19 protein-coding genes are annotated in these 26,084 nt (G+C 53.8%); 11 read left to right on the top strand and 8 right to left on the bottom strand.

Going from position 1 to position 26,084, the window contains the following annotated elements:
• Positions 1–354: 354 nt before the first annotated feature.
• A complete protein-coding gene (ypfM, locus tag HVX64_RS16670) occupies positions 355–414 on the top strand; it encodes a protein YpfM (RefSeq protein ID WP_001386977.1) in 60 nt (19 codons plus the stop codon).
• A gap of 93 nt (positions 415–507) precedes the next feature.
• Here the strand turns inward: ypfM and acrD are convergent, their stop codons facing one another.
• Both acrD and narQ read right to left on the bottom strand, forming a co-directional pair.
• A complete protein-coding gene (acrD, locus tag HVX64_RS16665) occupies positions 508–3,621 on the bottom strand; it encodes a multidrug efflux RND transporter permease AcrD (RefSeq protein WP_054176573.1) in 3,114 nt (1,037 codons plus the stop codon).
• A gap of 168 nt (positions 3,622–3,789) precedes the next feature.
• Entirely contained in the window at positions 3,790–5,496 is a 1,707-nt protein-coding gene (narQ, locus tag HVX64_RS16660) for a nitrate/nitrite two-component system sensor histidine kinase NarQ (protein ID WP_044256907.1), read from the bottom strand.
• Positions 5,497–5,708: 212 nt separating this feature from the next.
• Between narQ and aegA the strand changes: the two genes are divergently transcribed.
• From aegA to HVX64_RS16645, 3 genes are all read left to right on the top strand, one after another.
• Positions 5,709–7,670 carry a formate-dependent uric acid utilization protein AegA gene (gene aegA, locus HVX64_RS16655; RefSeq protein ID WP_044256905.1) on the top strand — a complete coding sequence of 654 codons (1,962 nt, stop codon included), beginning with the start codon at positions 5,709–5,711 and terminating at the stop codon, positions 7,668–7,670.
• A 172-nt stretch (positions 7,671–7,842) separates the two neighbouring features.
• A complete protein-coding gene (gene nudK, locus HVX64_RS16650; protein WP_044256903.1) occupies positions 7,843–8,418 on the top strand; it encodes a GDP-mannose pyrophosphatase NudK in 576 nt (191 codons plus the stop codon).
• Between the two features lie 125 nt (positions 8,419–8,543).
• Positions 8,544–9,584 carry a DUF1176 domain-containing protein gene (locus HVX64_RS16645; protein WP_042999873.1) on the top strand — a complete coding sequence of 347 codons (1,041 nt, stop codon included), beginning with the start codon at positions 8,544–8,546 and terminating at the stop codon, positions 9,582–9,584.
• Between the two features lie 45 nt (positions 9,585–9,629).
• Here the strand turns inward: HVX64_RS16645 and tkt are convergent, their stop codons facing one another.
• On the bottom strand, positions 9,630–11,624 hold the full coding sequence (gene tkt / locus HVX64_RS16640) for a transketolase (RefSeq protein WP_044256901.1): 1,995 nt from the start codon (positions 11,622–11,624) through the stop codon (positions 9,630–9,632).
• A 20-nt stretch (positions 11,625–11,644) separates the two neighbouring features.
• Complete coding sequence (gene tal, locus HVX64_RS16635) at positions 11,645–12,595, bottom strand: transaldolase (RefSeq protein WP_044256900.1); 951 nt, start codon at positions 12,593–12,595, stop codon at positions 11,645–11,647.
• Between the two features lie 274 nt (positions 12,596–12,869).
• On the opposite strand from tal, the gene maeB reads away from it, so the two are divergent.
• Both maeB and HVX64_RS16625 read left to right on the top strand, forming a co-directional pair.
• A complete protein-coding gene (gene maeB, locus HVX64_RS16630; RefSeq protein WP_044264854.1) occupies positions 12,870–15,149 on the top strand; it encodes an NADP-dependent oxaloacetate-decarboxylating malate dehydrogenase in 2,280 nt (759 codons plus the stop codon).
• Between the two features lie 217 nt (positions 15,150–15,366).
• Complete coding sequence (locus HVX64_RS16625; RefSeq protein ID WP_044256896.1) at positions 15,367–16,431, top strand: glycosyltransferase family 9 protein; 1,065 nt, start codon at positions 15,367–15,369, stop codon at positions 16,429–16,431.
• A gap of 58 nt (positions 16,432–16,489) precedes the next feature.
• Here the strand turns inward: HVX64_RS16625 and HVX64_RS16620 are convergent, their stop codons facing one another.
• From HVX64_RS16620 to HVX64_RS16605, 4 genes are all read right to left on the bottom strand, one after another.
• Complete coding sequence (locus HVX64_RS16620; protein ID WP_256434246.1) at positions 16,490–16,720, bottom strand: RHS repeat-associated core domain-containing protein; 231 nt, start codon at positions 16,718–16,720, stop codon at positions 16,490–16,492.
• 105 nt (positions 16,721–16,825) lie between these two features.
• Complete coding sequence (locus HVX64_RS16615; protein WP_156135243.1) at positions 16,826–17,236, bottom strand: hypothetical protein; 411 nt, start codon at positions 17,234–17,236, stop codon at positions 16,826–16,828.
• Between the two features lie 54 nt (positions 17,237–17,290).
• Positions 17,291–17,692 (bottom strand): hypothetical protein, encoded by a 402-nt coding sequence (locus HVX64_RS16610; RefSeq protein ID WP_044256895.1) that lies wholly within the window; start codon positions 17,690–17,692, stop codon positions 17,291–17,293.
• Positions 17,693–18,268: 576 nt separating this feature from the next.
• Positions 18,269–22,411: an RHS element core protein gene (locus tag HVX64_RS16605; RefSeq protein ID WP_346011000.1), complete on the bottom strand. Its 4,143-nt coding sequence runs from the start codon at positions 22,409–22,411 to the stop codon at positions 18,269–18,271.
• 337 nt (positions 22,412–22,748) lie between these two features.
• Between HVX64_RS16605 and eutS the strand changes: the two genes are divergently transcribed.
• From eutS to pta, 5 genes are read left to right on the top strand one after another with little or no spacing between them, the layout of a single operon-like run.
• Positions 22,749–23,084: an ethanolamine utilization microcompartment protein EutS gene (gene eutS / locus HVX64_RS16600; RefSeq protein ID WP_042999878.1), complete on the top strand. Its 336-nt coding sequence runs from the start codon at positions 22,749–22,751 to the stop codon at positions 23,082–23,084.
• Positions 23,085–23,097: 13 nt separating this feature from the next.
• Positions 23,098–23,577 carry an ethanolamine utilization acetate kinase EutP gene (eutP, locus tag HVX64_RS16595; protein ID WP_044258352.1) on the top strand — a complete coding sequence of 160 codons (480 nt, stop codon included), beginning with the start codon at positions 23,098–23,100 and terminating at the stop codon, positions 23,575–23,577.
• Positions 23,555–24,247 (top strand): ethanolamine utilization acetate kinase EutQ, encoded by a 693-nt coding sequence (gene eutQ, locus HVX64_RS16590; protein ID WP_044258353.1) that lies wholly within the window; start codon positions 23,555–23,557, stop codon positions 24,245–24,247. Before eutP ends, eutQ begins: the two co-directional genes overlap by 23 nt.
• A complete protein-coding gene (eutT, locus tag HVX64_RS16585; RefSeq protein WP_044258355.1) occupies positions 24,244–25,047 on the top strand; it encodes an ethanolamine utilization cob(I)yrinic acid a,c-diamide adenosyltransferase EutT in 804 nt (267 codons plus the stop codon). Before eutQ ends, eutT begins: the two co-directional genes overlap by 4 nt.
• Positions 25,044–26,060 carry a phosphate acetyltransferase gene (pta, locus tag HVX64_RS16580; protein ID WP_044258358.1) on the top strand — a complete coding sequence of 339 codons (1,017 nt, stop codon included), beginning with the start codon at positions 25,044–25,046 and terminating at the stop codon, positions 26,058–26,060. The genes eutT and pta overlap by 4 nt, the downstream gene beginning before the upstream one ends.
• Positions 26,061–26,084 lie beyond the last annotated feature (24 nt).

The following is a 26,084-nucleotide window of genomic DNA, read 5'->3' as shown; positions in this document are numbered from 1 at the left end:
CATCAATATCGTTACGTCCGATAATACATCTTGTCATTTAATCGTGATCGGTAAATATAACATTGTTGAAGTAATGTGAATAATAATTCCTGAATTTGTTGGAATTTTCTTCTTAATCAAAATTCGGAATTTTCTCCGACGCAGTCACTTGTTTTTAATCGAAATTGAAGAAGTACCAGATAAGGTATGATTGTTGCGAATTATTGCAGTAAGTCACATAAAATTTATGATGACCGCGCCATAGTAATCACATCAACCACACCCCGGAGGATGTAATCACAGCAATCGGTTAATTTGTCTTCACCAGATGAGAATGTTTTTGTAGAATACCCATAATAAGAAGCAGAGGTTGTTATGATTGAACGCGAACTGGGGAACTGGAAAGATTTTATCGAAGTTATGCTTCGCAAATAAATTTCTGGAAGGATGACCAAATAACAGAACATATCGTGTGAGATTCATCACACAGAAAGGGCGACCCGTTGGCAGGTCGCCTTTTTTTGTCTGTTATTCCGGACGCGGCTTCAGTGGGAAGCGGCGACGTACCAGCACGAAAAACAGCGGCACGAAGTAGATTGCCAGCACCGTTGCCGAGATCATCCCGCCCATGACGCCCGTCCCGACGGCGTGTTGACCGCCGGAGCCTGCGCCGCTGCTGATCGTCATCGGCAGTACGCCAAAGATAAACGCCAGTGAGGTCATCAGGATCGGACGTAAGCGCTGCCGACATGCATGTAGCGTCGCATCCAGCAGATCGTGTCCTTTCTCATTCATCTCATTGGCAAATTCAACGATCAAAATGGCGTTTTTCGCCGAAAGCCCAATGACCGTCAACAGCCCGACCTGGAAATAGACATCGTTTTCCAGGCCACGCATCCAGGTCGCAAGCAGCGCGCCGATGACCCCCAACGGCACCACCAGCATCACTGAGAACGGTACTGACCAGCTTTCATACAGCGCAGCCAGGCACAGGAATACCACCAACAGTGAAATGGCATACAGGGCCGGCGCCTGCGCTCCGGAGAGTCGCTCCTGGTAAGACATGGCGGTCCATTCCAGTCCAAATCCGGTCGGCAACTGACGCACCAGCGACTCCATCACATCCATCGCTGTCCCGGTACTCACCCCTGGTGCGGCTTCACCGACAATTTCGACGGCGGAATAGCCGTTGTAGCGCTCCAGACGTGGAGAACCCGTCTCCCAGCGAGAGGTGGCGAAGGCGGAGAAAGGCACCATACCGCCGCTGTTATTGCGCACGTACCACAGGTTGATGTCGTCTGGCAGCATACGGTATTTCGCTGCCGCCTGGACGTAGACCTTCTTGACGCGGCCACGGTCCATAAAGTCGTTGACGTAGCTCGATCCCCATGCGGTCTGCAACGTATCGTTGATGTCGTCAATGGATACACCCAGCGCCTGCGCTTTGCGTTGGTCGACATCAATTTGCAACTGAGGACTGTCGTCCAGACCGTTGTGTCGTACACGAGTCAGGGCGCTATCCTGCGACGCCAGGCGAAGCAGTTGGTCACGCGCGGCCATTAAGGCGTCATGACCGGCGCCGGCGTGATCTTGTAGTTCCATATCAAAACCTGCGGAACTGCCGAGACCGCTGATGGCAGGCGGACTGCTGGCGAACACGCGCGCCTCTTTGATTTTGTTAAACGCCTTCGTCGCACGTTCGATAATGGCAAACGAGGTGCCAGTCGTCGGGTCGCGTTCGCTCCAGTCTTTCAGGCGTACAAACATACGCGCCACGTTCTGACCGTTGCCCCCTGGGCCAGAACCGACCGTCGCAAAGACGGACTGGACGGTATCCTTTTCCTGGGTGAAATAATATTTCTCGACTTCCTGTACCACTTTTAAGGTTTGTTGCTGCGTTGAGCCGCTTGGCAACTGAACCGAGGTGATAAACATGCCGCGATCTTCCAGCGGCAGGAACGAGGTCGGCAGACGCAGGAACAGAACCACCATCGCGCCAAGCAGCAGCACATAAATCAGGAGCCAGCGCAGGCTGCGATGCAGAATTTTGGCAACGCCTTTTTCGTAGCGTTCGGCGTTACGGTTGAAGGTACGGTTAAACCAGCCGAAGAAACCGGTTTGCCCGTGATGCTCGCCTTTATGCAGTGGTTTAAGCAAAGTGGCGCACAGGGCAGGGGTAAGGATCATCGCCACCAGAACGGAAAGCACCATGGCCGCCACAATGGTAATGGAGAACTGACGGTAGATTGCCCCGGTGGTTCCGCCAAAAAAGGCCATCGGTACGAAGACGGCTGACAGCACCATCGCGATACCGACCAGCGCACCCTGAATTTGTCCCATCGATTTTCGCGTCGCCTCGCGCGGCGTGAGGCCTTCCTCACTCATAATACGCTCGACGTTTTCCACAACCACGATGGCGTCATCCACCAGCAGGCCGATTGCCAGTACCATCGCAAACATCGTCAGGGTATTGATGCTGTAGCCGAAGGCATAGAGCACCGAAAACGTCCCCATCAGTACCACCGGTACGGCAATGGTGGGGATCAGCGTGGCGCGGAAATTTTGCAGGAACAGGTACATCACGAGGAACACCAGCGCGATGGCTTCCAGCAGTGTTTTCACCACGTCTTCAATCGAGGCTTTAACGAAGGAGGTGGTTTCATAGGCCACCTTGTACTCAAGACCATGTGGGAAGTATTGCGCCAGTTCATCCAGACGCTTAATGACCTGGGTCGCGGTGGCCATTTCGTTGGCCCCCGACGCCAGTTTCACTCCAAGACCGGATGCCGCATTGCCATTGAAGCGGCTGAGATAGTCATACTTCTCAGCCCCCATTTCGACGGTGGCGACATCGCCCAGGGTTACTTCTGAGCCATCCTGATTGACACGTAACGTAATGGCGCGAAACTGTTCCGGCGTTTGCAGCAGCGACTGGGCGTTAATGGTGGCATTCAGCGCCTGGGTATCAATGGAAGGGGTTCCGCCAAGCTGTCCGACGGCGATCTGCGCGTTCTGCGACTCAATGGCGTCGGTGACATCTTTCGCCGTCATCTGGAAGCTGTTGAGCTTTGCCGGATCCAGCCAGATGCGCATGGAATATTGCGAGCCGTAGGCATCGATGTCGCCGACGCCGCTCACCCGGCTGAGCGGATCCTGAATATTACTGGCTACGTAGTCCGCGATATCCTGCTTATCCATCGACCCGTCGGTGGAGACAAAAGCAATCGTCAGGATGTTGGTATCCCCGGTCTTACGGACCGTGACACCCTGGTTCTGTACCGCCTGCGGCAGTTTACGCATCGCCGACTGTAACTGGTTCTGGACCTGTTGTACGGCTTCATCCGGATCGGTGCCCGCCACGAAGCTCAGTGTAACTGACGCTTGCCCGGTGCCGCTGCTTTGCGATGACATGTACATCAGATTATCGAGGCCGGTCATGTTCTGCTCAATGACCTGGGTTACGGTGTTTTCCAGCGTTTGGGCGGAAGCGCCAGGATAGTTTGCCGTGATGCGCACGTTTGGCGGCGCCAGATCAGGATATTGCTCAACCGGCAAAGAGAAAATCGCCAGGGTACCTGTCAGACATAACAGAATAGCCAGCACCCAGGCAAATATGGGGCGATCGATAAAGAAATTCGCCATCAGAAAGAGGACCTCATTATTCTACATATCTTTATAGGTATGACTTGCTTCACTGTATCGGGAAGGTACGAGCCAAACGTGGAGAAAAAAAGGAGATAATGTAAATTATCATGCCTGATTACAGTGTTTGTCAGCTTCCCACATGCTCACGTCCGGTTTTGTGCGATTTTATGCCAGATGACTCGCATCCTCTTCTGATTCTGTCGAGCGAAAGCTAATGCTCACTAACGTCCCACCGCCGGAAGGCTGCGAAAAACTTAACGTGCCGCCAAGACGTTCCGCGCGCTCGCGCATAATGTTCAGGCCGTAATGCCCCGCCGGTTCTTTAGGTTCGCCAATGCCCACGCCGTTATCGCGAATATACACCGTGTGATTGCCATCCGGCGCTGTCACACAGCTGACGGCAATCTCACTGGCACTGGCGTGCTTCATCGCGTTGAGCACCGCTTCCCGGATAATCTGTAACAGATGGACCTGCATCTGCGCATCGAGCGCCAGCGTCGGCAACCGGCAGTCCAGAGTGAGTTTAGCGGCAGTTTGTCCTTGTAGCGCTTCGAGCATTTCATGCAGTGCGGAAGGTAAATCAGCCTGTTGCAGGGTCAGGCGGAAGGTGGTCAGCAGTTCACGCAGTTGACGATAGGCGTCGTTCAGCGCCCGCGAGAAGTCATCCATAATGGCCTGCGCCGGGGCGTTATCCTCAGGAATGGCGCGTTTGAGCAGCGTCAACTGAATGCGCAGATACGAGAGCACCTGCGCCAGAGAGTCATGCAGTTCACGGGCAATAGTGGCGCGTTCTTCCATCAGCAACAGTTGCTGGAAGTGTTTCTGCGCATGGTTGAAGTACAGGCCGCGCCCCAGCATTGTCGATACGCTGTTTAACAGCGGGATCGCGCTGGCGACATGCTGACTTTGCCAGTGCAGCTCGCCGTAGACCGTCTCCTGCATGGTCACCGGCAGGATTTGCATCGGCAGGTCGGCCTGTTTTTCACCTTCACTGATACGCCAGTTTTCGCCGACGGTAAGCTCCAGAAATAGTGCCGCTTCGTTATCACGGACAATCTGCAAAATATGGCGGAAGCAGTGCACATCAATCTGACTGGTATTTAGCGCCTGAGAACACTGGTACAGCACTTCCAGACGTCGCTTGGCTTCATGGAGATCGTGTGTCTTTTCTTCGACCTTCGCTTCCAGCGAGCGGTACAGCTTATGCAACTCGCTCGACATCTGATTAAAGGTCTTCGCCAGTAGCCCCAGTTCGTTGGGAAGGTGCGTATCCAGCGGCGGCGAATCAAACTGACCGTGTTCGATGCGCTGGCTGGCCATTACCAGTTGGTTCAGCGGGCGCACAACCTGATGACGAATACGGCGCAGGGTGAAAAAGACGAGGGTAAAAATCCCGATACCGCCCGCCAGCGAGATCCCCACCACCAGCATCACTTTGCGCTCGGCATAGTGCTGCAAGGCCAGCACGAAGAGATCGATCTTATCGACGTAGGCGTTAATGTTGTTCTGATACCACTGCAGATCCCCATCAATCAGGCGGGCATTCATCTCCAGCCAGTTGGCATGCAGTTGCGCGTAGCGACCTTTCACCGCCTGAGGCACATACCAGGCATTCAGATTGCTTAACGCCGATGAGTTGAGGGCCTGTTGAAAGAGCAGACGATGGGCGTTTAATTGCGGGCTGTGGCTTTGCAGATCGTACCCCAGACGATAGCTCTGCATACGTAATGAACCCGCCACGTTAATGGCTTCGGCATCCCGCAGGCTGCTGGCCAGCGTCAGTAACGCCACGCCGGTTGAGAGAATCGAGAGCAGGACAATGTAAAAAAAGGCCCGGGCCAGGCTGGCCGAGACGGGGCGTTTGACGATCACACGCGTAATTTCCTTTAAAAGTGCTTACGGTAAAAATCTCTCGCAGATCTGAAACGTAATTTCACTCTGGCTGAAATAAATTGATCTGCCACAGGTTCTGTAGAAATAGTTGTGCTTCCTGGGCAAATGAACATTGCCGACGTGTGGTCAGTCGGTTAATAACAACACTTATATAAAGAATAAGGTTTTTACAACCAAAAAAGAAGGTCGCCATGAACCGTTTTATTATGGCCAACAGCCAACAGTGCCTGGGATGCCATGCCTGTGAAGTCGCTTGCGTTTTGGCCCACAATGAAGAGCAACACGTCCTTAGCCAACGTCACTACCAGCCCCGGATCACGGTTATCAGGCATCAGCATCAGCGAAGTGCAGTGACCTGCCACCATTGCGAAGATGCTCCCTGCGCCCGCAGTTGTCCGAATGGAGCGATAAGCCACGTCAACGACAGCGTGCAGGTCAATCAGCAAAAGTGTATCGGCTGTAAATCCTGCGTGGTGGCTTGTCCGTTTGGCACCATGCAAATCGTCCTGACCCCCGTCGCCAACGATCAGGTCAAAGCCACAGCACATAAATGCGACCTCTGTCAGGGGCGGGAAAAGGGGCCGGCCTGCGTGGAGAACTGTCCTGCGGACGCACTGCAACTGGTGACGGAAGGGTCGTTAACCCGGCTGGCGAAAGCGCGACGTTTACGTACTGCCCGGCAGGAGAATCAGCCGTGGCATGCCGATGCCACAGCGACCGCTTTCCCCGCAATGAGCAAAATTGAGCAAATGCACGCGACGCCGGCGCGCGGTGAGCCGGATAAACTGGCTATCGACGCGCGAAAAGTCAGCTTTGATGAAATCTATCTGCCGTTTCGCACGGCTCAGGCGGAGCGGGAGGCCTCACGCTGCCTGAAGTGTGGTGAACACAGCATTTGCGAATGGACCTGCCCGCTACATAACCACATCCCTCAGTGGATTGAACTGGTGAAAGCCGGAAATATTGATGCGGCAGTGGAGTTGTCTCACCAGACGAATTGTCTGCCGGAAATCACCGGGCGCGTTTGTCCACAAGACCGACTGTGCGAGGGCGCCTGTACGGTGCGCGACGAGCACGGCGCGGTGACGATCGGCAACATTGAACGCTACATTTCTGACCGTGCGCTGGGTAACGGCTGGCGGCCGGATCTGAGTCATGTCCAGAAGGTCGATAAGCGTGTGGCGATTATTGGCGCCGGTCCGGCAGGGCTTGCCTGCGCCGACGTGCTGGCGCGTCACGGTGTCAGCGCCACGGTTTTTGATCGTCATCCTGAAATCGGCGGACTGCTGACCTTTGGCATCCCGGCCTTCAAACTGGATAAATCACTGCTGGCGCGTCGTCGGGAAATTTTTAGCGCGATGGGGATCCATTTTGAGCTGAACTGCGAAGTGGGCAGGGATGTGAAAATGGAGGCGCTGCTCGAGGATTACGATGCCGTATTTGTCGGCGTGGGAACCTATCGTTCGATGAAGGCCGACCTGCCTAACGAAGAGGCTCCGGGCGTCTATGACGCGCTGCCATTCCTGATCGCCAATACTAAACAGGTGATGGGACTGGACGAATGTCCTGAAGAGCCGTACATCAACACCGCCGGACTTAACGTGGTGGTGTTGGGCGGTGGCGACACGGCGATGGACTGTGTCCGTACCGCGCTGCGTCATGGCGCAAGCCAGGTCACCTGCGCCTATCGCCGTGACGAAGCCAACATGCCGGGTTCGAAGAAAGAGGTGAAAAACGCGCGTGAGGAAGGGGCGAAGTTCGAGTTCAACGTCCAGCCGGTCGATCTGGAACTGAGCGCGGACGGGCGCGTTTGCGGCATTCGTTTTCTGCGTACGCAATTGGGTGAGCCGGATGCCCAGGGACGCCGCCGTCCGGTGCCGATTGCTGGCAGTGAATTTGTGATGCCGGCAGATGCTGTGATCATGGCGTTTGGTTTCCATCCGCACGGGATGCCGTGGCTGGAGAGCCATGGAGTGCAAGTGGACAGCTGGGGGCGCATCGCGGCAAACGTGGAGAGTGCATACCGTTACCAGACTAGTAACCCGAAAATTTTTGCCGGCGGCGATGCTGTTCGCGGCGCCGATCTGGTGGTCACCGCGATGGCGGAAGGGCGCCATGCGGCGCAGGGGATCATCGACTGGCTGGGGCGGTAAACGTTTGACTATCCCGTAGGCCGGATAAGGCGTAACCGACATCAGGCTTGATAGCGCTGCGCTTATCAGGTCTACAATTCACCTCTGTCCGGCATAAATCAGCCTTATCTTACACAGACAAATCCGGCTTCACGGCGTAGTATAATTTCTCTTCTTACGCTGTGGAGTCGATATGTCGCAAAAAATCACCCTCGTTAAAGACAAAGTCCTTTCTGATAACTATTTCATCCTGCGCAATATTACCTACGATCTGACCCGCTCGAACGGCGATGTCATCCGCCACAAACGTGAAGTGTACGATCGCGGCAATGGGGCAACGATCCTGCTGTATAACGCAGAGAAAAAGACGGTGGTGCTGATTCGTCAGTTCCGCGTAGCGACGTGGGTGAACGGTAACGAAAGCGGGCAGTTGATTGAAACCTGCGCCGGGTTACTGGACAACGACGAGCCGGAAGCCTGCATTCGCAAAGAGGCCATTGAAGAGACAGGCTATGAAGTAGGTGAGGTGCGCAAGCTCTTTGAGCTGTACATGTCTCCCGGCGGTGTGACGGAGCTGATTCACTTTTTTATCGCCGAATACAGCGAAAGCCAGCGTGCTAACGCGGGGGGTGGTGTCGAAGATGAAGACATCGACGTGCTGGAATTACCGTTTACTCAGGCACTGGAGATGATTAAAACCGGTGAAATACGAGACGGTAAGACCGTGTTATTGCTCAACTATTTACAATCCTCACATTTAATGGATTGATAAATAAGGTTTATATTTCTTTACGAATGATTGAATCTATCCGACAAATCCGATTGAGCATGGTCAACAGCACAACGAAGATACGACCTGTGTTGTTCGTTTGACTTCTGGGGTTATTACCGTCCATGCGCTATCGCGTTATTTTCCTTTTCCTGCTCGGCCTGATTCCGGCCCGCTTGCTGTGGGCCGCGCCCGCGCAACAGGCCTTTTCTGACTGGCAGGTAACCTGTAATAACCAGAATTTTTGCGTCGCGCGTAACACCGGTGAACATGGCGGGCTGGTGATGACGCTGAGCCGCAGTGCCGGGGCGCATACCGATGCCGTCTTGCGCCTCGATCTTGGCGGATTGACCGCGCCCACCAACGAAGCGGATATCGCGCCACGCCTGTTGCTGGATGGCAAACCGTTGGCGCTGAGCCCAGATCACTGGAGAATGACGCCGTGGCACCTGATGACAGACGACCCGGCGACTATCGCTGAATTTCTGCTGACGATTCAGGACGGGAAGGCGATTACCCTGCAAAAGGGCAATCAAACCATTTCGCTGGCCGGGCTGAAAGCGGCGCTGTTGTTCATCGACGCGCAGCAGAAGCGGGTGGGCAGCGAAACGGCGTGGATTGAAAAAGGGGACGATCCTCCACTGAGCGTGCCACCGGCACCGGCGCTGAAAGGCGTAGCCGTCGTTAACCCAACACCCACACCGCTCTCCCTCGACGAACGCAACGACCTTCTTGATTACGGCAACTGGCGAATAAACGGCATTAAGTGTTCACTCGATCCTTCACGCCGTGAGGTGCGGGTGACCGCCCTTACCGATGACAAAGCCCTGTTGATGATCGCCTGCGAAGCCGGAGCGTACAACACCATCGATCTGGCGTGGATCGTGTCGCGGAAAAAACCACTGGCCTCACACGCCGTACGGCTACGTTTACCGTTTAACAGCGGCGCGGAAAGTAATGACATGGAGTTAATGAACGCCGTGTTTGATGAGAAGTCGCGTGAACTGGTTACCCTGGCAAAAGGGCGGGGATTAACGGACTGCGGCATCCAGACTCGCTGGCGTTTTGACGGTCAGCGTTTTCGTCTGGTGCGTTATGCCGAAGAGCCGAGCTGTGATGGCTGGCATGGGCCAGATGCCTGGCCCACGCTGTGGATCACGCGTTGATTTTTTATCGGATGACGACGCAGTCGTCATCCGGCGTTGCAGACATCAGGCGTTCAAAACCTTGTGTGCTTTCTCCACAATGTTCTCCACCGTAAAGCCGAAGTAAGGGAACAGCTTCTCTGCTGGCGCGGATTCACCGTAGCCGGTCATCCCGACAATCGCCCCTTTTAAGCCCACATATTTGTACCAGTAATCGGCAATACCGGCTTCGACCGCGACGCGCGCGCTGACGTTCGATGGCAGCACCGACTCGCGGTATGCCTCGTCCTGGGCATCGAAAATATCCGTTGAGGGCAGCGATACCACGCGGACGTTACGCCCTTCGCCGGTCAGTTTCTCCGCGGCCTGCAGGGTAATCTCCATTTCTGACCCGGTGGCAATCAGAATGATATCCGGTTTGCCGCCGCTGTCTTTCAGCACGTAGCCACCGCGGGCGATCGCTTTCACCTGCTCCGGCGTGCGTTCAACCTGTGCCAGGTTCTGTCGTGACAGGATCAGCGCCGTGGGACCATCATGGCGCTCGACCGCCAGCTTCCAGCCCACTGCAGCTTCAACCTGATCGCACGGACGCCAGGTGCTGAAATTGGGCGTCAGACGCAGGCTGGCCAGTTGTTCCACTGCCTGGTGGGTCGGACCATCCTCCCCCAGGCCGATGGAGTCATGGGTATACACCATGATTTGTCGCGCTTTCATCAGTGCCGCCATGCGCGCGGCATTACGCGCATATTCAACGAACATCAGGAAGGTGGCGGTATAGGGCACGAATCCGCCGTGATGGGCGATGCCGTTGGCGATGGCGGTCATACCAAATTCACGCACGCCATAGTGAATGTAATTGCCCGCCAGATCCTCTTTTAGTGAGGTGGAACCTTTCCAGATTGTCAGGTTGCTTGGCGCCAGATCCGCCGAACCGCCTAACAGCTCCGGCAGAAGTGGGCCGTAGACGTTGAGAGTATTTTGCGATGCCTTGCGGGTGGCGATTTTGGCGGGGTTCGCCTGTAACTCGTTGATGTATTTCTGTGTGGTTTTTTCCCACGCCTCTGGCAGACCGCCGGTCATGCGGCGCGTGAACTCTGCGGCCAGTTGCGGGTGCGCTTTCTGGTAAGCGGCGAATTTTTCGTTCCAGTGCTGTTGCGCTTTCTCGCCTTTTTCGCGGGCGTCCCAGGCGCGATAAATCTCTTTCGGGATCTCAAATGCCGGATGGTGCCAGCCGAGTTTTTGGCGGGTCAGCGCCACTTCTTCTTCGCCCAGCGCCGCGCCGTGGGATTCCTCTTTCCCTGCTTTGTTCGGTGAGCCAAAGCCGATCACCGTGCGGCAGATAATCAGCGACGGTTTGTCCTTCACGCTCTGCGCTTCCTGAATCGCTCTCTTCACCGCTTCCGGGTCGTGGCCATCAATCTCGTGGACGACATGCCAGTGGTAGGCCTCAAAGCGTTTGGCGGTATCATCGGTAAACCAGCCGTCGGTTTCACCATCAATGGAGATACCGTTGTGATCGTAAAAACCGATCAGCTTGCCCAGCCCCAGCGTTCCCGCCAGCGAACAGACCTCATGCGAAATGCCTTCCATCAGGCAGCCGTCACCCATAAACACATACGTGAAGTGATCGACAATCTCGTGGTCCGGCTGGTTAAACTGTGCCGCCAGCGTGCGTTCGGCAATGGCTAAACCGACGGCGTTCGCCAGCCCCTGGCCCAGCGGCCCGGTGGTGGTTTCCACGCCTGGCGTATAGCCGATTTCCGGGTGGCCTGGCGTTCTGGAATGCAACTGGCGGAAGTTTTTCAACTCTTCAAGCGGCAGGTCATAGCCTGACAGATGCAGCAGGCTATAGAGCAGCATAGAAGCGTGACCGTTCGAAAGAATAAAACGATCGCGATCGTACCAGGTTGGATCGGTCGGGTTGTGCTTAAGAAAATCGTTCCACAGCACTTCGGCGATATCCGCCATTCCCATCGGCGCGCCGGGGTGACCGGAATTGGCTTTCTGAACAGCGTCCATACTGAGCGCACGAATGGCATTGGCAAGGTCTTTACGGGACATAGAACACTCCGTGGCAAGGTTTAGAGTTTGGCCGCAAGCAGGTCTTCCAGTTTGCGTTGGTCAACGGCGAACAGACGGATACCGTCAGAGAGTTTCTCTACCGCCATCGCATCCTGGTTATGCTCCCAGCGGAATTCAGCTTCGCTCATGGGGGCGGGACGATGGAAGGTTTGCGAAGACGGCACCAGCTTGCGCACGACCGGTTCTTCTTTTTCCTGTAATTCTTTCAGGAGATTGGGGGCAATCGTCAGGCGATCGCAGCCGGCCAGCGCGAGGATCTGCTCAGTGCGGCGAAAACTGGCGCCCATGACGATGGTGTCATAACGATGCTGTTTGAAGTAATCGTAGATATTGCGCACCGACTTCACGCCGGGATCTTGCTCGACAACGTACGGGTCCATCGGGCTGCGCGCCTGATACCAGTCATAGATGCGCCCGACAAACGGAGAGATCAAAAAGACGCCCGCTTCAGCGCAGGCGCGGGCCTGAGCAAAGGAAAACAGCAGCGTCAGGTTGCAGTTAATTCCCTCTTTCTCTAACGCTTCTGCCGCGCGAATACCTTCCCATGTGGAGGCCAGTTTGATCAGTATGCGGGATTTATCGATCCCCTGCTGCTGGTACAAATCCACCAGGTGGCGGGCCTTGTCGATACTCTTTTGTTGATCGAAGGAGAGGCGGGCATCCACTTCGGTCGACACGCGTCCCGGAATGCTTTTAAGAATTTCCGCACCAAAATTGACCGCCAGTTTGTCGCAGGCTTCGGCAACCTGCTGTTCCTGGGTTTTACCCCGCTGCTTTCCCCAGCGGATCGCATCGTCAATCAGATGCGCGTAGTGCGCCAGGCCAGCGGCTTTCAGCAGCAGGGAAGGGTTGGTGGTGGCATCCTGGGGTTGGTAATGACGAATAGACTCAATATCGCCGCTGTCGGCCACGACAGTGGTGAATTGTTTGATGCCGTCTAACTGGTTCATAGGAAATACTCCTTGAAAAGTAACGTGTTAGGTGAGTGCTTAAAATCACACTTCTGAGAAATTCATGATGTGCACCACAAAAAAGCATAGCAGACAGGCATGGTATTGCTGGCTTAAGCAGGTAACATGGTTGTTATGAGTTGATTACGAAATCTTTATTTAAGTCGTGATAGTTTGGGGACCTTCAAAGTTTGCGTCCCGCAGTGCGGTGATAATGTGCGACGCACCTGGCTGCGCGTGACTTTTTTGAACGATACGTGAAAGGAACAACAAGATGGATGACCAGTTAAAGCAAAGCGCCCTTGATTTCCACGAATTCCCGGTACCTGGTAAAATCCAGGTTTCTCCGACCAAGCCCCTTGCCACGCAGCGCGATCTGGCGCTGGCCTACTCGCCGGGCGTCGCGGCACCTTGTCTTGAAATCGAAAAAGACCCGCTGGCTGCGTATAAATACACCGCGCGTGGCAACCTGGTTGCCGTTATATCTAACGGGACGGCGGTGCTGGGCTTAGGCAATATCGGTGCGCTGGCCGGTAAACCGGTCATGGAAGGCAAAGGCGTTCTGTTTAAGAAATTCGCCGGTATTGATGTGTTCGATATCGAAGTCGATGAGCTCGATCCGGACAAATTTATTAACGTCGTTGCCGCGCTGGAACCGACGTTCGGCGGGATCAACCTGGAAGACATCAAAGCGCCGGAGTGTTTCTACATCGAACAGAAACTGCGCGAACGCATGAATATTCCGGTGTTCCATGACGATCAGCACGGCACCGCGATCATCAGTACCGCCGCCATTCTTAACGGCCTGCGGGTGGTAGAGAAAAATATCTCCGACGTGCGGATGGTGGTATCCGGCGCGGGCGCGGCGGCGATCGCTTGTATGAACCTGCTGGTGGCGCTGGGAATGCAGAAGCACAACATTGTGGTCTGCGACTCCAAGGGCGTTATCTACAAAGGTCGCGAGCCGAATATGGCTGAAACCAAAGCGGCCTACGCGGTAGACGATGACGGCAAACGGACGCTGGATGACGTTATTGACGGCGCGGATATTTTCCTTGGGTGTTCAGGCCCGAAAGTGCTGACCCAGGAGATGGTCAAGAAAATGGCCCGCGCGCCGATGATTCTGGCGCTGGCTAACCCGGAACCAGAAATTCTGCCGCCGTTGGCAAAAGAGGTGCGTCCGGACGCCATCATCTGTACCGGCCGTTCCGACTACCCGAACCAGGTCAACAACGTCCTGTGCTTCCCGTTCATTTTCCGTGGCGCACTGGACGTTGGCGCGACGGCAATCAACGAAGAGATGAAGCTGGCTGCGGTCCATGCCATTGCCGAACTGGCGCATGCCGAGCAAAGCGAAGTCGTGGCCTCGGCCTATGGCGACCAGGATCTGAGCTTCGGCCCGGAATATATCATTCCAAAACCGTTCGACCCGCGTCTGATTGTTAAAATCGCACCAGCGGTTGCCAAAGCAGCAATGGATTCCGGCGTGGCAATGCGTCCCATTGCCGACTTTGACGCTTATGTCGACAAGCTGACGGAATTTGTCTACAAAACTAACCTGTTCATGAAGCCGATTTTCTCGCAGGCACGCAAAGCACCGAAGCGTGTCGTGTTGCCGGAAGGGGAAGAGGCGCGTGTGCTGCACGCAACGCAAGAACTGATCACGCTGGGTCTGGCGAAGCCGATCCTGATCGGCCGTCCGGGCGTAATCGAAATGCGCATTCAAAAACTGGGGCTGCAGATCAAAGCAGGCGTCGATTTTGAGATCGTCAACAATGAATCCGATCCGCGCTTTAAAGAGTACTGGAGCGAGTACTACCAGATCATGAAGCGTCGAGGCATTACCCAGGAGCAGGCGCAGCGTGCGGTGATCGCCAACACCACGGTGATTGGGGCGATCATGGTACAGCGCGGTGAAGCGGATGCGATGATCTGCGGCACTATCGGTGATTACCATGAACACTTCAGCGTGGTGAAAGCGGTGTTTGGCTACCGTGAAGGCGTCCATACCGCCGGGGCGATGAACGCGTTACTGCTGCCGAGCGGCAACACCTTTATTGCCGATACCTACGTCAATGACGATCCTGAGCCGGAAGAGCTGGCGGAAATCGCCGTGATGGCGGCGGAAACCGTGCGTCGCTTTGGTATCGAACCGAAAGTGGCACTGCTGTCGCATTCTAACTTTGGTTCGTCCAACTGTCCGTCTGCCGGCAAAATGCGCGCCGCGCTGGAGATTATCAAAGCACGTGCGCCTGACCTGATGATTGACGGCGAAATGCATGGTGATGCCGCGCTGGTGGAAAGCATTCGTAATGACCGGATGCCGGACAGCCCGCTGAAAGGCTCGGCCAATATTCTGGTGATGCCGAATATGGAAGCGGCGCGTATTAGTTACAACCTGCTGCGTGTTTCCAGTTCGGAAGGGGTCACTGTTGGGCCGGTACTGATGGGGGTCTCGAAACCCGTTCATGTATTAACGCCGATCGCCTCTGTTCGTCGAATCGTTAATATGGTCGCGCTGGCGGTGGTTGAAGCACAAACACAGCCGCTGTAATTCATTGTCATGATGATTTAAGTCCCGTTCTTACCCTGACTGACTCAGGGTAAGAACGTTCTTTATGTATCCTGTCCACATTATTATTAAGCAGATCGTCACCGGTGCGCTATCTGTTTCTTTCTCGTTGCCTCCAGATTAAAACGCCATTAAATTCCTTGCGCTGGCTGAATGAAATCGAAATAATGTTCTCTCGCATAAATTCTGGTTGCTGAAAATGTCTTTGAAATCAATTTTAAGAGGTTTTTTTTATCGTTTTTGTGATTATCAGTCTTCTTATATTGATAATTCAAATATAAAGCTAGCGGTTATTCATATCCCTGACCAAATCGGGGATGCGATGTCAATTTTTCCGGTAATACGTGCGCTGGAATCGAATAATGTAGAACATGTGTTAATTGTATCGTCAACGATTAATCAGTCAGTATTTGAGGCACTTTCGATGCGACAGACAAAATTGACCGTAATAAGCATGACGATGCAGGACTCTGCCACGTTGAATGAAATAAAAGCGGTCGCCAGAAAAATAAGACGGGAATATGGAGTTCCCGATATCTGCATCGAAGCCATGCGCCGGAAGAACCTGAAAACAATGGTGTTCATCAATGGATTAAGGGCAAAAACGAATCTTCAGGCGGCTGGATTAATGATGAAGTGTTATTCCCCGGTGTGTAAAATTGCTTCAAGAATGGATCAGGTCCTTCGTGCTCCAGTGCCAATGACCTGGGCAATTTTGATGAGGGAAGCGGGATTCCCTGCGGTAAGGGCTGCTTTCGAACTCCCACTCAGCGAAGTGGTGTTAACAGAGGTTCGCCGTGAGACCTCGACGTTAGGGCGGTATATCGCCCTGAATTTAGAAGGCAGTGCGCAGGAACGCTCGTTCTCACACGCAGTTGCCGAAAAGCTCATCGCGATTATCAAACAAGAGATTGAACTGCCGATTATCATTGTCCATGGGCCGAAGGGGATCGATAATGCAGTATCATTAACGCAGTCGTGTGAAAATGTGCATCGACTGTCTTTATCGCCATCCATAATGCGTTCCGCTGCGGTTATCAACGGAGCCTTTCTGGCCATTACGCCAGATACGTCCATATTACATATGACAAGTGCATACAATATTCCTGTCATTGCGGTTTATGCCGACTATAAAACACGTTGGCCGGCAATGCAGGATATTTCAGAAACGATAGTGGTCGGCAAAGAGATTGACTATATCAATCTGGATGAATTTAACGTTGCAATAAAGCGTGTTATCGCGCGGATTCAAAATTGCTCATAAGAGCATAAACTTTGGGATCTATTTTTTGGATTGGCCTTAGAACATCTTCATAAAGATTCTATCCCCCCATCAACCCAATTGGGTCCTGCGTGATATACCTTCCCTGTAACGGGTCGTAGTACCGGTGCCGGTTATAGTACAGCCCTGTCTCCTCGTCATACTGCTGTCCCGGCAAACGAATAAGCTGTTCCAGGTTATGCGGGTTATCTTCCCGTAGGATATTCCCCCATTCATCAAACTCTGCGCGCCACGCAATGGCCCCGTGAACGTCAATCAGTGCCAGCGGCAGGCCCCGGTGGGCGCTGCAAGTTATGGTGATAGCAAATTATAACTTAATCTGGTTTGCCATTATCTCTTGAGAGGTCTTATGTTAAGACTGTAATTCATTCTTAATCTAATTCTTATGGCTAGAATACTTATCTAACTTTTCTCTATATTTGGAATTTAGAATCAAGGCGATTGAAAGTATCCAACCGCCTGATAAGAAAGTTACCGAGCAGAAATAGAAAGCAGCATTGTCATTGATAGTGTTTAATAATGATGCAGGAAAATAAAGCCATTCTATTAATGTATAAACTATGAATGGAATAGAAAACATAACCGTTAGAAGAGTGATCCTAAAAATTTTTCCATTTACATTTCCATAAATGGAATTGATAATCAAAAATGATATTAAGCTTGAAGCAAAGACATAAGGCCAGTTTTCTCTACCGACTTTATGTGTTCCTGCCAATATATAGCATTGAAGAATACAGCATATAATGGAATTTATATATAAATATATACATTGTTTGGTTTTTAACATCAGGTCACCCCTGTAAGTAAAATTATTATCACTTCACTCCAGCTTTTGAATAGTCTATGCCTGCATTTCTAAATAAATCCCCTGGGAAAAAAGTTCCCCCTGTAACACGAGGAAAAAAGGAGAACCTTCAAGAATAGTAGATATTGTTGTGGCGCATGCAGGACCAGACCTATCACCTAACTCCATAACTTTTTTATAGAAATTCATTTCTGCCTCAGCAGTAGTTTCATAGTTGCAGGTAATATCGACAGTAGAATTATCATGTTTTCTATAGAAATCTTTATATATCTCAAATGACGCATTGTCATGAAATAACTGTTCCCCGTACCCTGTATCAATTGATCTTGCATATGAACCAGAAGGTTCATATATTACAGGCTCATACTGTCCGTTATCAATATAAGCTCTTTCAATAAATAACGACGCATGGTCTCTGAATCCTAGCAGCAATGACATTCATCCTTTTGTTACTAAGATACAGGTTTTTAATCCCATCGGATCTATATTATTCATTGTGTCTAAAGGATATCTGTAAGCGTTTAGCCTCCTTCTAGCTCCTCAAGTACTACGTGTAGCTTCGGTTTTTGCGTGCTGTCCGGCCTCAAACAGGCTTCAACAATTACGCCTACTGGTATAGGCTCTAATACTGATTATATGAAAATATCATCACTTATTATTTTTTATAAAAATCACCAAAATATAGATTATTTTAGAAAATATATATCCAATAATACTATATTGAATGCACCCTATAATATATAAAAATGCAATATCAAAAATTATATTCCTTGAGATGTGAAAAATGCCAATTATACTGTAAAACACACTTGATAAGGGAATGTTTATGATCGCAATAATCCAAATCGATTCATATGACTGTGAAAAATCAAATAACAATAAAAACGCGACTGTATATATTAACACAAAAGTCACTGGCAATACTTTGAGTGCGTTTTCCAAAATGCAATCCTCAAAAAAAATTAAAATAATGGGCATGTATATATCCCCATAAAAATAAGAAGCCAGGAGCATCTATTCAGGATACATTGCCCACCATTGCATTGGAATTTTAGTTACCCCACTATTTTTTTGTTTAGATAAATTATTCATTTCATCCAAAAAATCATTTGGAGACCATGGGGCCACCCATGGGGTGGATAATTTCACCCCTCCGGCTTTTAAAGTCTTATATGCCTGAACAGTGCAATTTGTTTCATTTGCATTATTTGAATACCAATCCCAAGAATCTTTATCTCGCTCATCTTTTGCTGCTTTATCAAAAGAATCATCATCCGGAACAGAGATAAGATAAATACCATCAGGTGTTCGTCCTTCGGCTACTTGGGTATTAACCCAATTTTTGGTTGTATTTACTCCATGCATCCCATGAGGTGTTGGGAAGCTACTCATATACACATTACTATTTGAATCCCCCAAAAAAACATGGCCAACAGATTTATCCAAAACCCTACGTCCCCAAACAACAGCAACTACGTCTTTTAGACCTAAAGGATCAATAAACTGTACCGGATTGAGTGGATACTGGTAAGGATTTAATCCCCCCATCAACCCTATCGGATCCTGCGTGATATACCTTCCCTGTGCAGGGTCGTAGTACCGGTGTCGGTTATAGTACAGTCCGGTCTCTTTATCCCACTGCTGCCCCGGCAGACGGATGAGCTGTTCCAGGTTATGCGGGTTATCTTCCTGCAGCACATTCCCCCATTCATCAAACTCTGCGCGCCACGCAATGGCCCCGTTAACGTCAATCAGTGCCAGCGGCAGGCCCCGGTGGTCGCAGTGGTACAGGTGGATTTTGCGTTCCGGCGTGTATTCCGGCTCCAGCTGATTTTTCATCTGTTCCGGCGTCAGGCCGCACTGTGCCAGCCACGTCCGGCTGGCTTCGCTGAGTTCCCCGCGCCGTAGTTCCGCTTCCAGATTATCCACCATCGCCACCAGTTCCGGCGGGAAGGTCACGTTTGCTTCCTGCTGAAATTTCTCGGCCAGCGTGCGGCGGGTGGCTCTGGTCAGTTCTCCGGTTGCCGTTTCAATACGGATGAGCGGCGTGAAGCTCCCAGGCAGGTACACAGTCTGAATGCGGGTTTCGTCCGTCTGCGTGGTGGTCAGCCGGTTGCCATCCCAGGCGTACCACACGGTTTCCTGTAGCGCCGGCTGTGAACACGAGCCATCGTGAAAAACCGTACATGCCCACACCCGTTTGCTGATGCGGCGGCCCGGCGGGTCGTAAAGATAACGACTTTCCGTCAGCACGTTGCCCTGTTGCATCCGGCGGTAGTGCGTCAGCCGGTGCTGGTTATCATAGCGGTAATGATGCACGACGCTGCCGTGCGGGCGTATCCGGCGCTCGTCTTTCTCTGTCAGCCTGCCGTGTTCGTCATAATGATAAAAGTTCTCCACATCCTGGGTGATGTGGTTATCCGGGAAGCGTTCCGGCAGCATCGGGTATTTATCCTGCTGCGCTGTCCGGTTGCCCGCCGGGTCGGTGAACGTCCACTGCGCCAGGTCGTGGTGGGGCGATGTGATATGTGTACAGAGCAACCTTCCGGCGTCGCCGTACTGATAATCCCGCTGCTCATGCTGCCCGCGGATGTGAACAAGCTGCCCGCCGCTGTTCCAGGTGTAGTCGCGGTTAAGCTGAAGAATGCTGAGGTGATGGCTCTGTAGCTGACCGCCCGGCGTGTATGCCGTGGTCAGGTCGTATTCGCCGAAGCGGCGCTGCGTTTCCCGGTGCAGGCGGTCGCGGGTGAACTCAACCAGCGGCGTGTCGCCGAGCTTCATGCCGGCCAGATACCCGCTGCCATACGTGAGCCACGCCACCGGGGGAAGGGCGTCCGGTGTCACGCGGTCCGGCAGTCCCTTGGCGCTGTAATCGTGCCGGGTGGCGTGCTGCCACAGCAGCTCTCCCGTTTCGGGATGCTGCACCGTCTGGCGTTCAAGGTTCATCCGTCCCTGTTTATCGTACTCATACTGCACGGCGACGCGGTGGCCGTCGCTGAGATGGCTGACTTCGGCCAGCCAGCCACGCTCGTTGTACTGCCAGCGTTCTGCCTCTTCGTCATTCACCGTTCGGTATGTCAGCCGGTCTGACGCATCGTAATGCCACAGGGTGATGAGGCTTTCGTCCTCACTGCGGATAAGCTGCCCGGTAATACCGTACTGATAACGCTGCGTCCTGCCGTCAAAGCCCGTTTCCTGCACCAGCCTGTCCAGCACATCATAAGCGAAGGTGGTGTGGCTGCCGTTTTCGTTGGTCAGTTGCGTCACACGGCCTGCGGCGTCGTATGCCATCTGCCGGGTCAGGCCGCCAGTGGTGGTGCTCACCGGGTGTCCAGCGGCATCATACTCTGTGGTCTGCCTGCTGCCGTCCGGGTGGAGCACGACCATCAGGTCGCCCGCGATGCTGTACTCATAGCGGGTTTCGTGGCCCTGTGCATTTTTCTGGCTGACCAGTCTGCCCCGGTCATCGTAAGCACGGTACTGGCTGAGGCCTTCTTCCTGATGAAGGGCAGTGACCTGACCGAAGCGGTCATATTCGTAACGGGTCTGGTAGCCTGAGCAGTCGGTGAAGCTCAGCAACTGCCCGTAGCGGCTCCACGTCATCTGTTTCCGGCTGCCGGTGGCATCTTCGCTGGCGGACGGGTATTCGCTGTGCGGGTTGTCATAAAACCAGCGGGTGGTGCTGCCGTCGCGCAGGGTGTCGGCGATGAGTCTGCCCTGAATGTCGTATTCCTGCCGGCTTTGCAGGCCGTCCGGGTATACGGTGTCCGTCAACTGGCGCTGGCTGTTGTAATAAAATTCAGTACGCCTGCCGTCTGGCGCGACGATTTCTTTTAACTGGCCGGAGCCGGGACTCAGGCGGTATTCCGTCTTACGGCCCGCCGCATCGGTCTGTGCAATAAGTCTCCCTGCCGGGTCGTATTCACTGTGAATGGCGCTGCCATCGGAGCGTTCCTGTTTCACTACCCGCTTCAGCCCGCCTTCGCCTTCGGTGTAAAGCACCTCCCGGCGGTTCAGGCTGTCGGTGATAATGACGCGGTTCTGTTCATACGAGTAGGTATAGCTTAAGCCTTCCGGGTTACGCTGTTCCGTTACCCGCCCGGCGATGTCATAGCGATAGCGTATCTCTGGTCTGCCCGCATAACGGTGTGCCACCATGCTTCCCGGATGCGGCGGGTCATACGTAAAATGGCGTACTGCCGTGCCGCTGCGGTCGTATACCGTTGCCAGTTCGCCACGCGGGGAATAGTCGTATCGCGCCAGCGGCGCGGCGGGCAGAGTGTCCGGGTATTCCGGGTCGTGGATCAGCCATACTTCTGCCAGACGAAGGCCGTTGTCCGTGCCGTACGCGGTGGCGGGCAGAGCATCCGGGAAGGGAAGGGGTTTTGTGCCACTGGCGGTTACCTGCTTCCGGTACTGTGCGGCCCGCTGCGCCTGCGTGGTCAGCACCAGCCGGAAGCGGCGGCCTGCACCGTCCGTCACGGCGGGGATATTCCCGGCTGCATCACCGGTAGCGGCACGATGGAAGACCATTCTCCGCCCTAAATTGTCCACCAGAGCCGTCAGCGTCCGGTACGGCGGCAGCGGGGCAGGTAAGGGTTCCTCCGCTCCCGGTACGCGCGCAGACCAGCCCAGGATCCACCACGGTCCCTGAACGCTGCTGGTTGCCAGATACACGTGTGGACTGGTGCGAATGTCTTCCGGCAACGACTGCCACAGTGTGTGCAGCGGATTGCTTTCATGCAGCGCCGGCACGCCGCCCCGCGCCAGCCAGAGCGATTCGCTGCGGCTGAAGGCCGTTTCACCGGGAAACAGCGGCTCAAAGTGGATGCTTCTGCCGCCGTTATCGTTAATTATCAGTTCGTTATCGTGGATTTGTAAGCGGATATCGAAGGGCGCTTTCCAGCCGGGGCCAAAAATACCCACCGGTGCAGGCGTTTTCGTCCGGTAGCTGTTGTAGGTTCTGGAGAGCACAAACGGCAACGGACCCGGCAGGGCGAAATCGGTTTCGCCGGGCAGCACCTTTGCACCCAGCAACGGGTTGACTGGATTACCGGAAGTCATGCCCCCAGGGCAGACCGAACAGGCCACACCGGTGGGGGCGCCAATCATCACACCCGCAGAGCCCTGAACAATGCTACCGCCCGTCTGCGTCATGTCGCCCTGACGCGCCGCCGGTTTTCCGCTCATGCTCAGTCCCTTTTGTTGTCATTCCCGCGATGGATACACAATAAATTTCTGAAGCAGAAAATAAAGTTTCACGTTTAAAGAAAAGATAAAACTAAGAATTTATTTAGATAAGTTAAAGGAATGTTCTTTTTGATTGATTGCGGCGGCCAAAAGAATGTTCTGCCATTTCGGCAGTGAGACTTCCAAAAATACGACCCCATTATTAGTGATCCACTTCACCTTTTAAATCACCTTGCCGAATTTTGTTATTTACCCTGACAAAAAATTGCCACGATAAGCCCAGTCTTAACACAGGCGGTGAGCAATGGATAAAGAACGCATCATTCAGGAATTTGTGCCGGGCAAACAGGTCACGCTGGCGCATCTCATTGCGCATCCTGGTGAAGAACTGGCGAAAAAGATCGGCGTTCCCGAAGCAGGTGCCATTGGCATTATGACCCTGACGCCGGGTGAAACGGCCATGATTGCCGGCGATCTGGCGATGAAGGCGGCTGACGTACACATCGGTTTTCTCGACAGATTCAGCGGCGCGCTGGTGATCTACGGCTCGGTTGGCGCGGTAGAAGAGGCCTTATTGCAAACGGTCAGCGGGCTGGGTCGGTTATTACATTTCACGCTCTGCGACCTGACGAAAAGCTAATTTTGAGGTGCTCATGAAACGTATTGCGTTTGTTGGCACTGTCGGCGCGGGAAAAACAACGCTTTTTAATGCATTACAGGGAAATTATTCCCTCGCCAGAAAAACCCAGGCCGTGGAATTTAATGAAAATGGCGATATCGATACGCCGGGGGAATATTTTAGTCATCCCCGCTGGTATCACGCCTTAATTACCACGCTGCAGGATGTAGATACGTTGATTTATGTCCATGCGGCCAATGACAAAGAAAGTCGCTTACCTGCCGGGCTGTTAGATATCGGTGCCAGTAAACGACACATCGCCGTGATCAGCAAAACGGATATGCCGGATGCCGACGTAACCGCAACGCGGGAATTACTGCGCGGAATTGGGTTTCAGGAGCCGATTTTCGAGCTCAACAGCCATGACCCGCAAAGCGTGCAGCACCTGGTGGACTATCTGACTGAGCTCAGCCAAAAGGAGGAAGGGGCAGGTGAAAACACTTATCACAGCTAACGATATACGTGCGGCGCACGCACGAGGCGAACAAGAGATGTCGGTGGTGCTGCGCGCCAGCATCATCACCCCGGAAGCCCGTGAAGTCGCGGAGTTACTGGGCATCACGATTGTGGAGCGCGAGGGATCCGCGCCAACGGCAGCGTGCAGTGTCGACGAGGCCAAATCTGAAACCCAGCGCATTCGTGAAACTATCATCGCGCAACTACCAGAAGGGCAGTTTACCGAGAGTCTGGTTTCACAGTTGATGGACAAAGTGCTGAAGGAAAAACAGTCGCTGGAACAGGGCGGGATGCAACCGGGATTTACCTCGGTGACCGGCAAAGGCGGCATCAAAGTGATCGACGGCAGCAGCGTTAAGTTTGGCCGCTTCGATGGCGCGCAGCCACACTGCGTAGGCCTGACCGATCTCGTCACCGAGCAGGACGGCAGCAGTATGGCCGCCGGGTTCATGCAGTGGGATAACGCATTCTTCCCGTGGACGCTGAACTACGACGAAATCGACATGGTGCTCGACGGAGAACTGCATGTGCGCCATGAAGGCGAAACGATGATCGCTAAAGCCGGGGACGTCATGTTCATCCCGAAAGGCTCGAGCATTGAATTTGGCACGCCGACGACCGTGCGCTTCCTGTACGTTGCTTGGCCTGCGAACTGGCAATCGGTATGAAAGATTTCATCACCGAAGCATGGCTCAGAGCGAACCATACGCTCAGCGAAGGGGCGGAAATCCATCTCCCCGCTGACGCTCGCCTGACGCCCTCTGCCCGCGAACTGTTGGAAGGCCGTCATCTGCGCATCAAGTTTCTGGATGAGCAGGGCAGTCTGTTTGTCGACGACGAGCAACAGCAGCCGCAGCCGGTGCACGGGTTAACCAGTAGCGATACGCATCCCCAGGCCTGCTGTGAACTGTGTCGCCAGCCGGTGGCGAAAAAGCCTGACACCTTGACCCACCTGACGGCGGACAAAATGGTCGCCAAAAGCGATCCGCGTTTGGGCTTTCGCGCAGCGCTGGACAGCACCATCGCGCTGGCGGTGTGGCTGCAAATCGAACTGGCGGAGCCGTGGCAGCCCTGGCTGGCGGATATTCGTTCGCGGCTGGGCAACATTATGCGCGCCGATGCGATGGATGAACCCCTGGCGGCACAGTCCATCGTTGGGTTGAACGAGGATGACCTGCATCGTCTTTCCCATCAACCGTTGCGTTATCTGGAGCACGATCATCTGGTACCTGAAGCCAGTCATGGTCGTGAGTCCGCGCTGCTGAATCTGCTACGTACCAAAATTCGCGAGACGGAAACGATCGCCGCCCAGGTCTTTATCACCCGCGGATTTGACGTCCTGCGCCCGGATATTTTGCAGGCGCTGAACCGTCTCTCCAGCACGGTCTACGTGATGATGATTCTGTGTGTCACCAAACACCCACTCACCGTCAACCAGATCCAACAGCGACTGGGAGGTGAACAATGATCATTGAACGCGCCCGTGAACGGGCTCAGCAGTCGCCGGCCCGGGTGGTCTTTCCGGATGCGTTAGACGAACGCGTGCTGAAAGCGGCGCACTACCTGCAACAGCACGGTCTGGCGCACCCCATTCTGGTGGCCAGTCCGTTCGCACTGCGCCAGTTTGCCCTTACGCATCGAGTGGCGCTGGACGGTATTCAGGTTATCGACCCGTACAGCAATCTGGCGATGCGTGAAGCGTTCGCCCAGCGCTGGCTCGCCCGGTCTGGAGAGAAAACGCCGCCGGATGCCCTTGAGAAACTCAATGACCCGCTGATGTTTGCTGCGGCGATGGTAAGCGCAGGCAAGGCGGATGTCTGTATCGCTGGCAACCTTTCATCCACAGCTAACGTGCTGCGTGCGGGCTTACGCATTATTGGCCTGCAGCCGGGATGTAAAACGCTGTCGTCCATTTTCCTGATGCTGCCGCAGTACGTCGGACCCGCGTTAGGGTTTGCCGACTGCAGCGTGGTGCCGCAGCCGACGGCGGCGCAACTGGCAGATATCGCGATCGCCAGCGCCGACACCTGGCGCGCCATCACCGGTGAAGAACCGCGTGTGGCGATGCTGTCATTCTCCAGTCAGGGGAGCGCCCGTCATCCCTGTGTGGCGAACGTGCAGCAGGCAACGGAGATTGTTCGCGAACGTGCGCCCACGCTACTGGTGGATGGCGAATTGCAGTTTGACGCCGCCTTTGTGCCGGAGGTCGCTGCGCAAAAAGCGCCCGCCAGCCCTTTGCGCGGTAACGCCAACGTGATGGTTTTTCCGTCACTGGAGGCCGGCAATATTGGTTACAAAATCGCCCAGCGTCTGGGGGGGTATCGTGCCGTCGGGCCGCTGATTCAGGGGCTTGCCGCACCGCTTCATGACCTTTCGCGAGGCTGTAGCGTACAGGAAATTATCGAACTGGCGTTGGTGGCAGCCATGCCGCGCCAGACTGACGTGAGACGCGAACGTGACTCACAAACCCTGGTTGTATAAATGGTCCCGTTCTGGACCCCATGA

The organism is Citrobacter sp. RHB20-C16, from assembly GCF_013890155.1.
Classification (GTDB): Bacteria; Pseudomonadota; Gammaproteobacteria; order Enterobacterales; family Enterobacteriaceae; genus Citrobacter_A; species Citrobacter_A amalonaticus.
The sequence above is the reverse complement of the archived record's forward strand: the minus strand, read 5'-3'. Positions and strand labels throughout refer to the sequence as shown.

Excerpts from the sequence above, each read along its gene's own strand:
- acrD (WP_054176573.1), bottom strand. The coding sequence starts at position 3,621 with ATGGCGAATTTCTTTATCGATCGCCCCATATTTGCCTGGGTGCTGGCT.
- aegA (WP_044256905.1), top strand. The coding sequence starts at position 5,709 with ATGAACCGTTTTATTATGGCCAACAGCCAACAGTGCCTGGGATGCCAT.
- nudK (WP_044256903.1), top strand. The coding sequence starts at position 7,843 with ATGTCGCAAAAAATCACCCTCGTTAAAGACAAAGTCCTTTCTGATAAC.
- HVX64_RS16645 (WP_042999873.1), top strand. The coding sequence starts at position 8,544 with ATGCGCTATCGCGTTATTTTCCTTTTCCTGCTCGGCCTGATTCCGGCC.
- tkt (WP_044256901.1), bottom strand. The coding sequence starts at position 11,624 with ATGTCCCGTAAAGACCTTGCCAATGCCATTCGTGCGCTCAGTATGGAC.
- tal (WP_044256900.1), bottom strand. The coding sequence starts at position 12,595 with ATGAACCAGTTAGACGGCATCAAACAATTCACCACTGTCGTGGCCGAC.
- maeB (WP_044264854.1), top strand. The coding sequence starts at position 12,870 with ATGGATGACCAGTTAAAGCAAAGCGCCCTTGATTTCCACGAATTCCCG.
- HVX64_RS16625 (WP_044256896.1), top strand. The coding sequence starts at position 15,367 with ATGTCTTTGAAATCAATTTTAAGAGGTTTTTTTTATCGTTTTTGTGAT.
- HVX64_RS16615 (WP_156135243.1), bottom strand. The coding sequence starts at position 17,236 with ATGTTAAAAACCAAACAATGTATATATTTATATATAAATTCCATTATA.
- HVX64_RS16610 (WP_044256895.1), bottom strand. The coding sequence starts at position 17,692 with ATGTCATTGCTGCTAGGATTCAGAGACCATGCGTCGTTATTTATTGAA.
- HVX64_RS16605 (WP_346011000.1), bottom strand. The coding sequence starts at position 22,411 with ATGACGCAGACGGGCGGTAGCATTGTTCAGGGCTCTGCGGGTGTGATG.
- eutS (WP_042999878.1), top strand. The coding sequence starts at position 22,749 with ATGGATAAAGAACGCATCATTCAGGAATTTGTGCCGGGCAAACAGGTC.
- eutP (WP_044258352.1), top strand. The coding sequence starts at position 23,098 with ATGAAACGTATTGCGTTTGTTGGCACTGTCGGCGCGGGAAAAACAACG.
- eutT (WP_044258355.1), top strand. The coding sequence starts at position 24,244 with ATGAAAGATTTCATCACCGAAGCATGGCTCAGAGCGAACCATACGCTC.
- pta (WP_044258358.1), top strand. The coding sequence starts at position 25,044 with ATGATCATTGAACGCGCCCGTGAACGGGCTCAGCAGTCGCCGGCCCGG.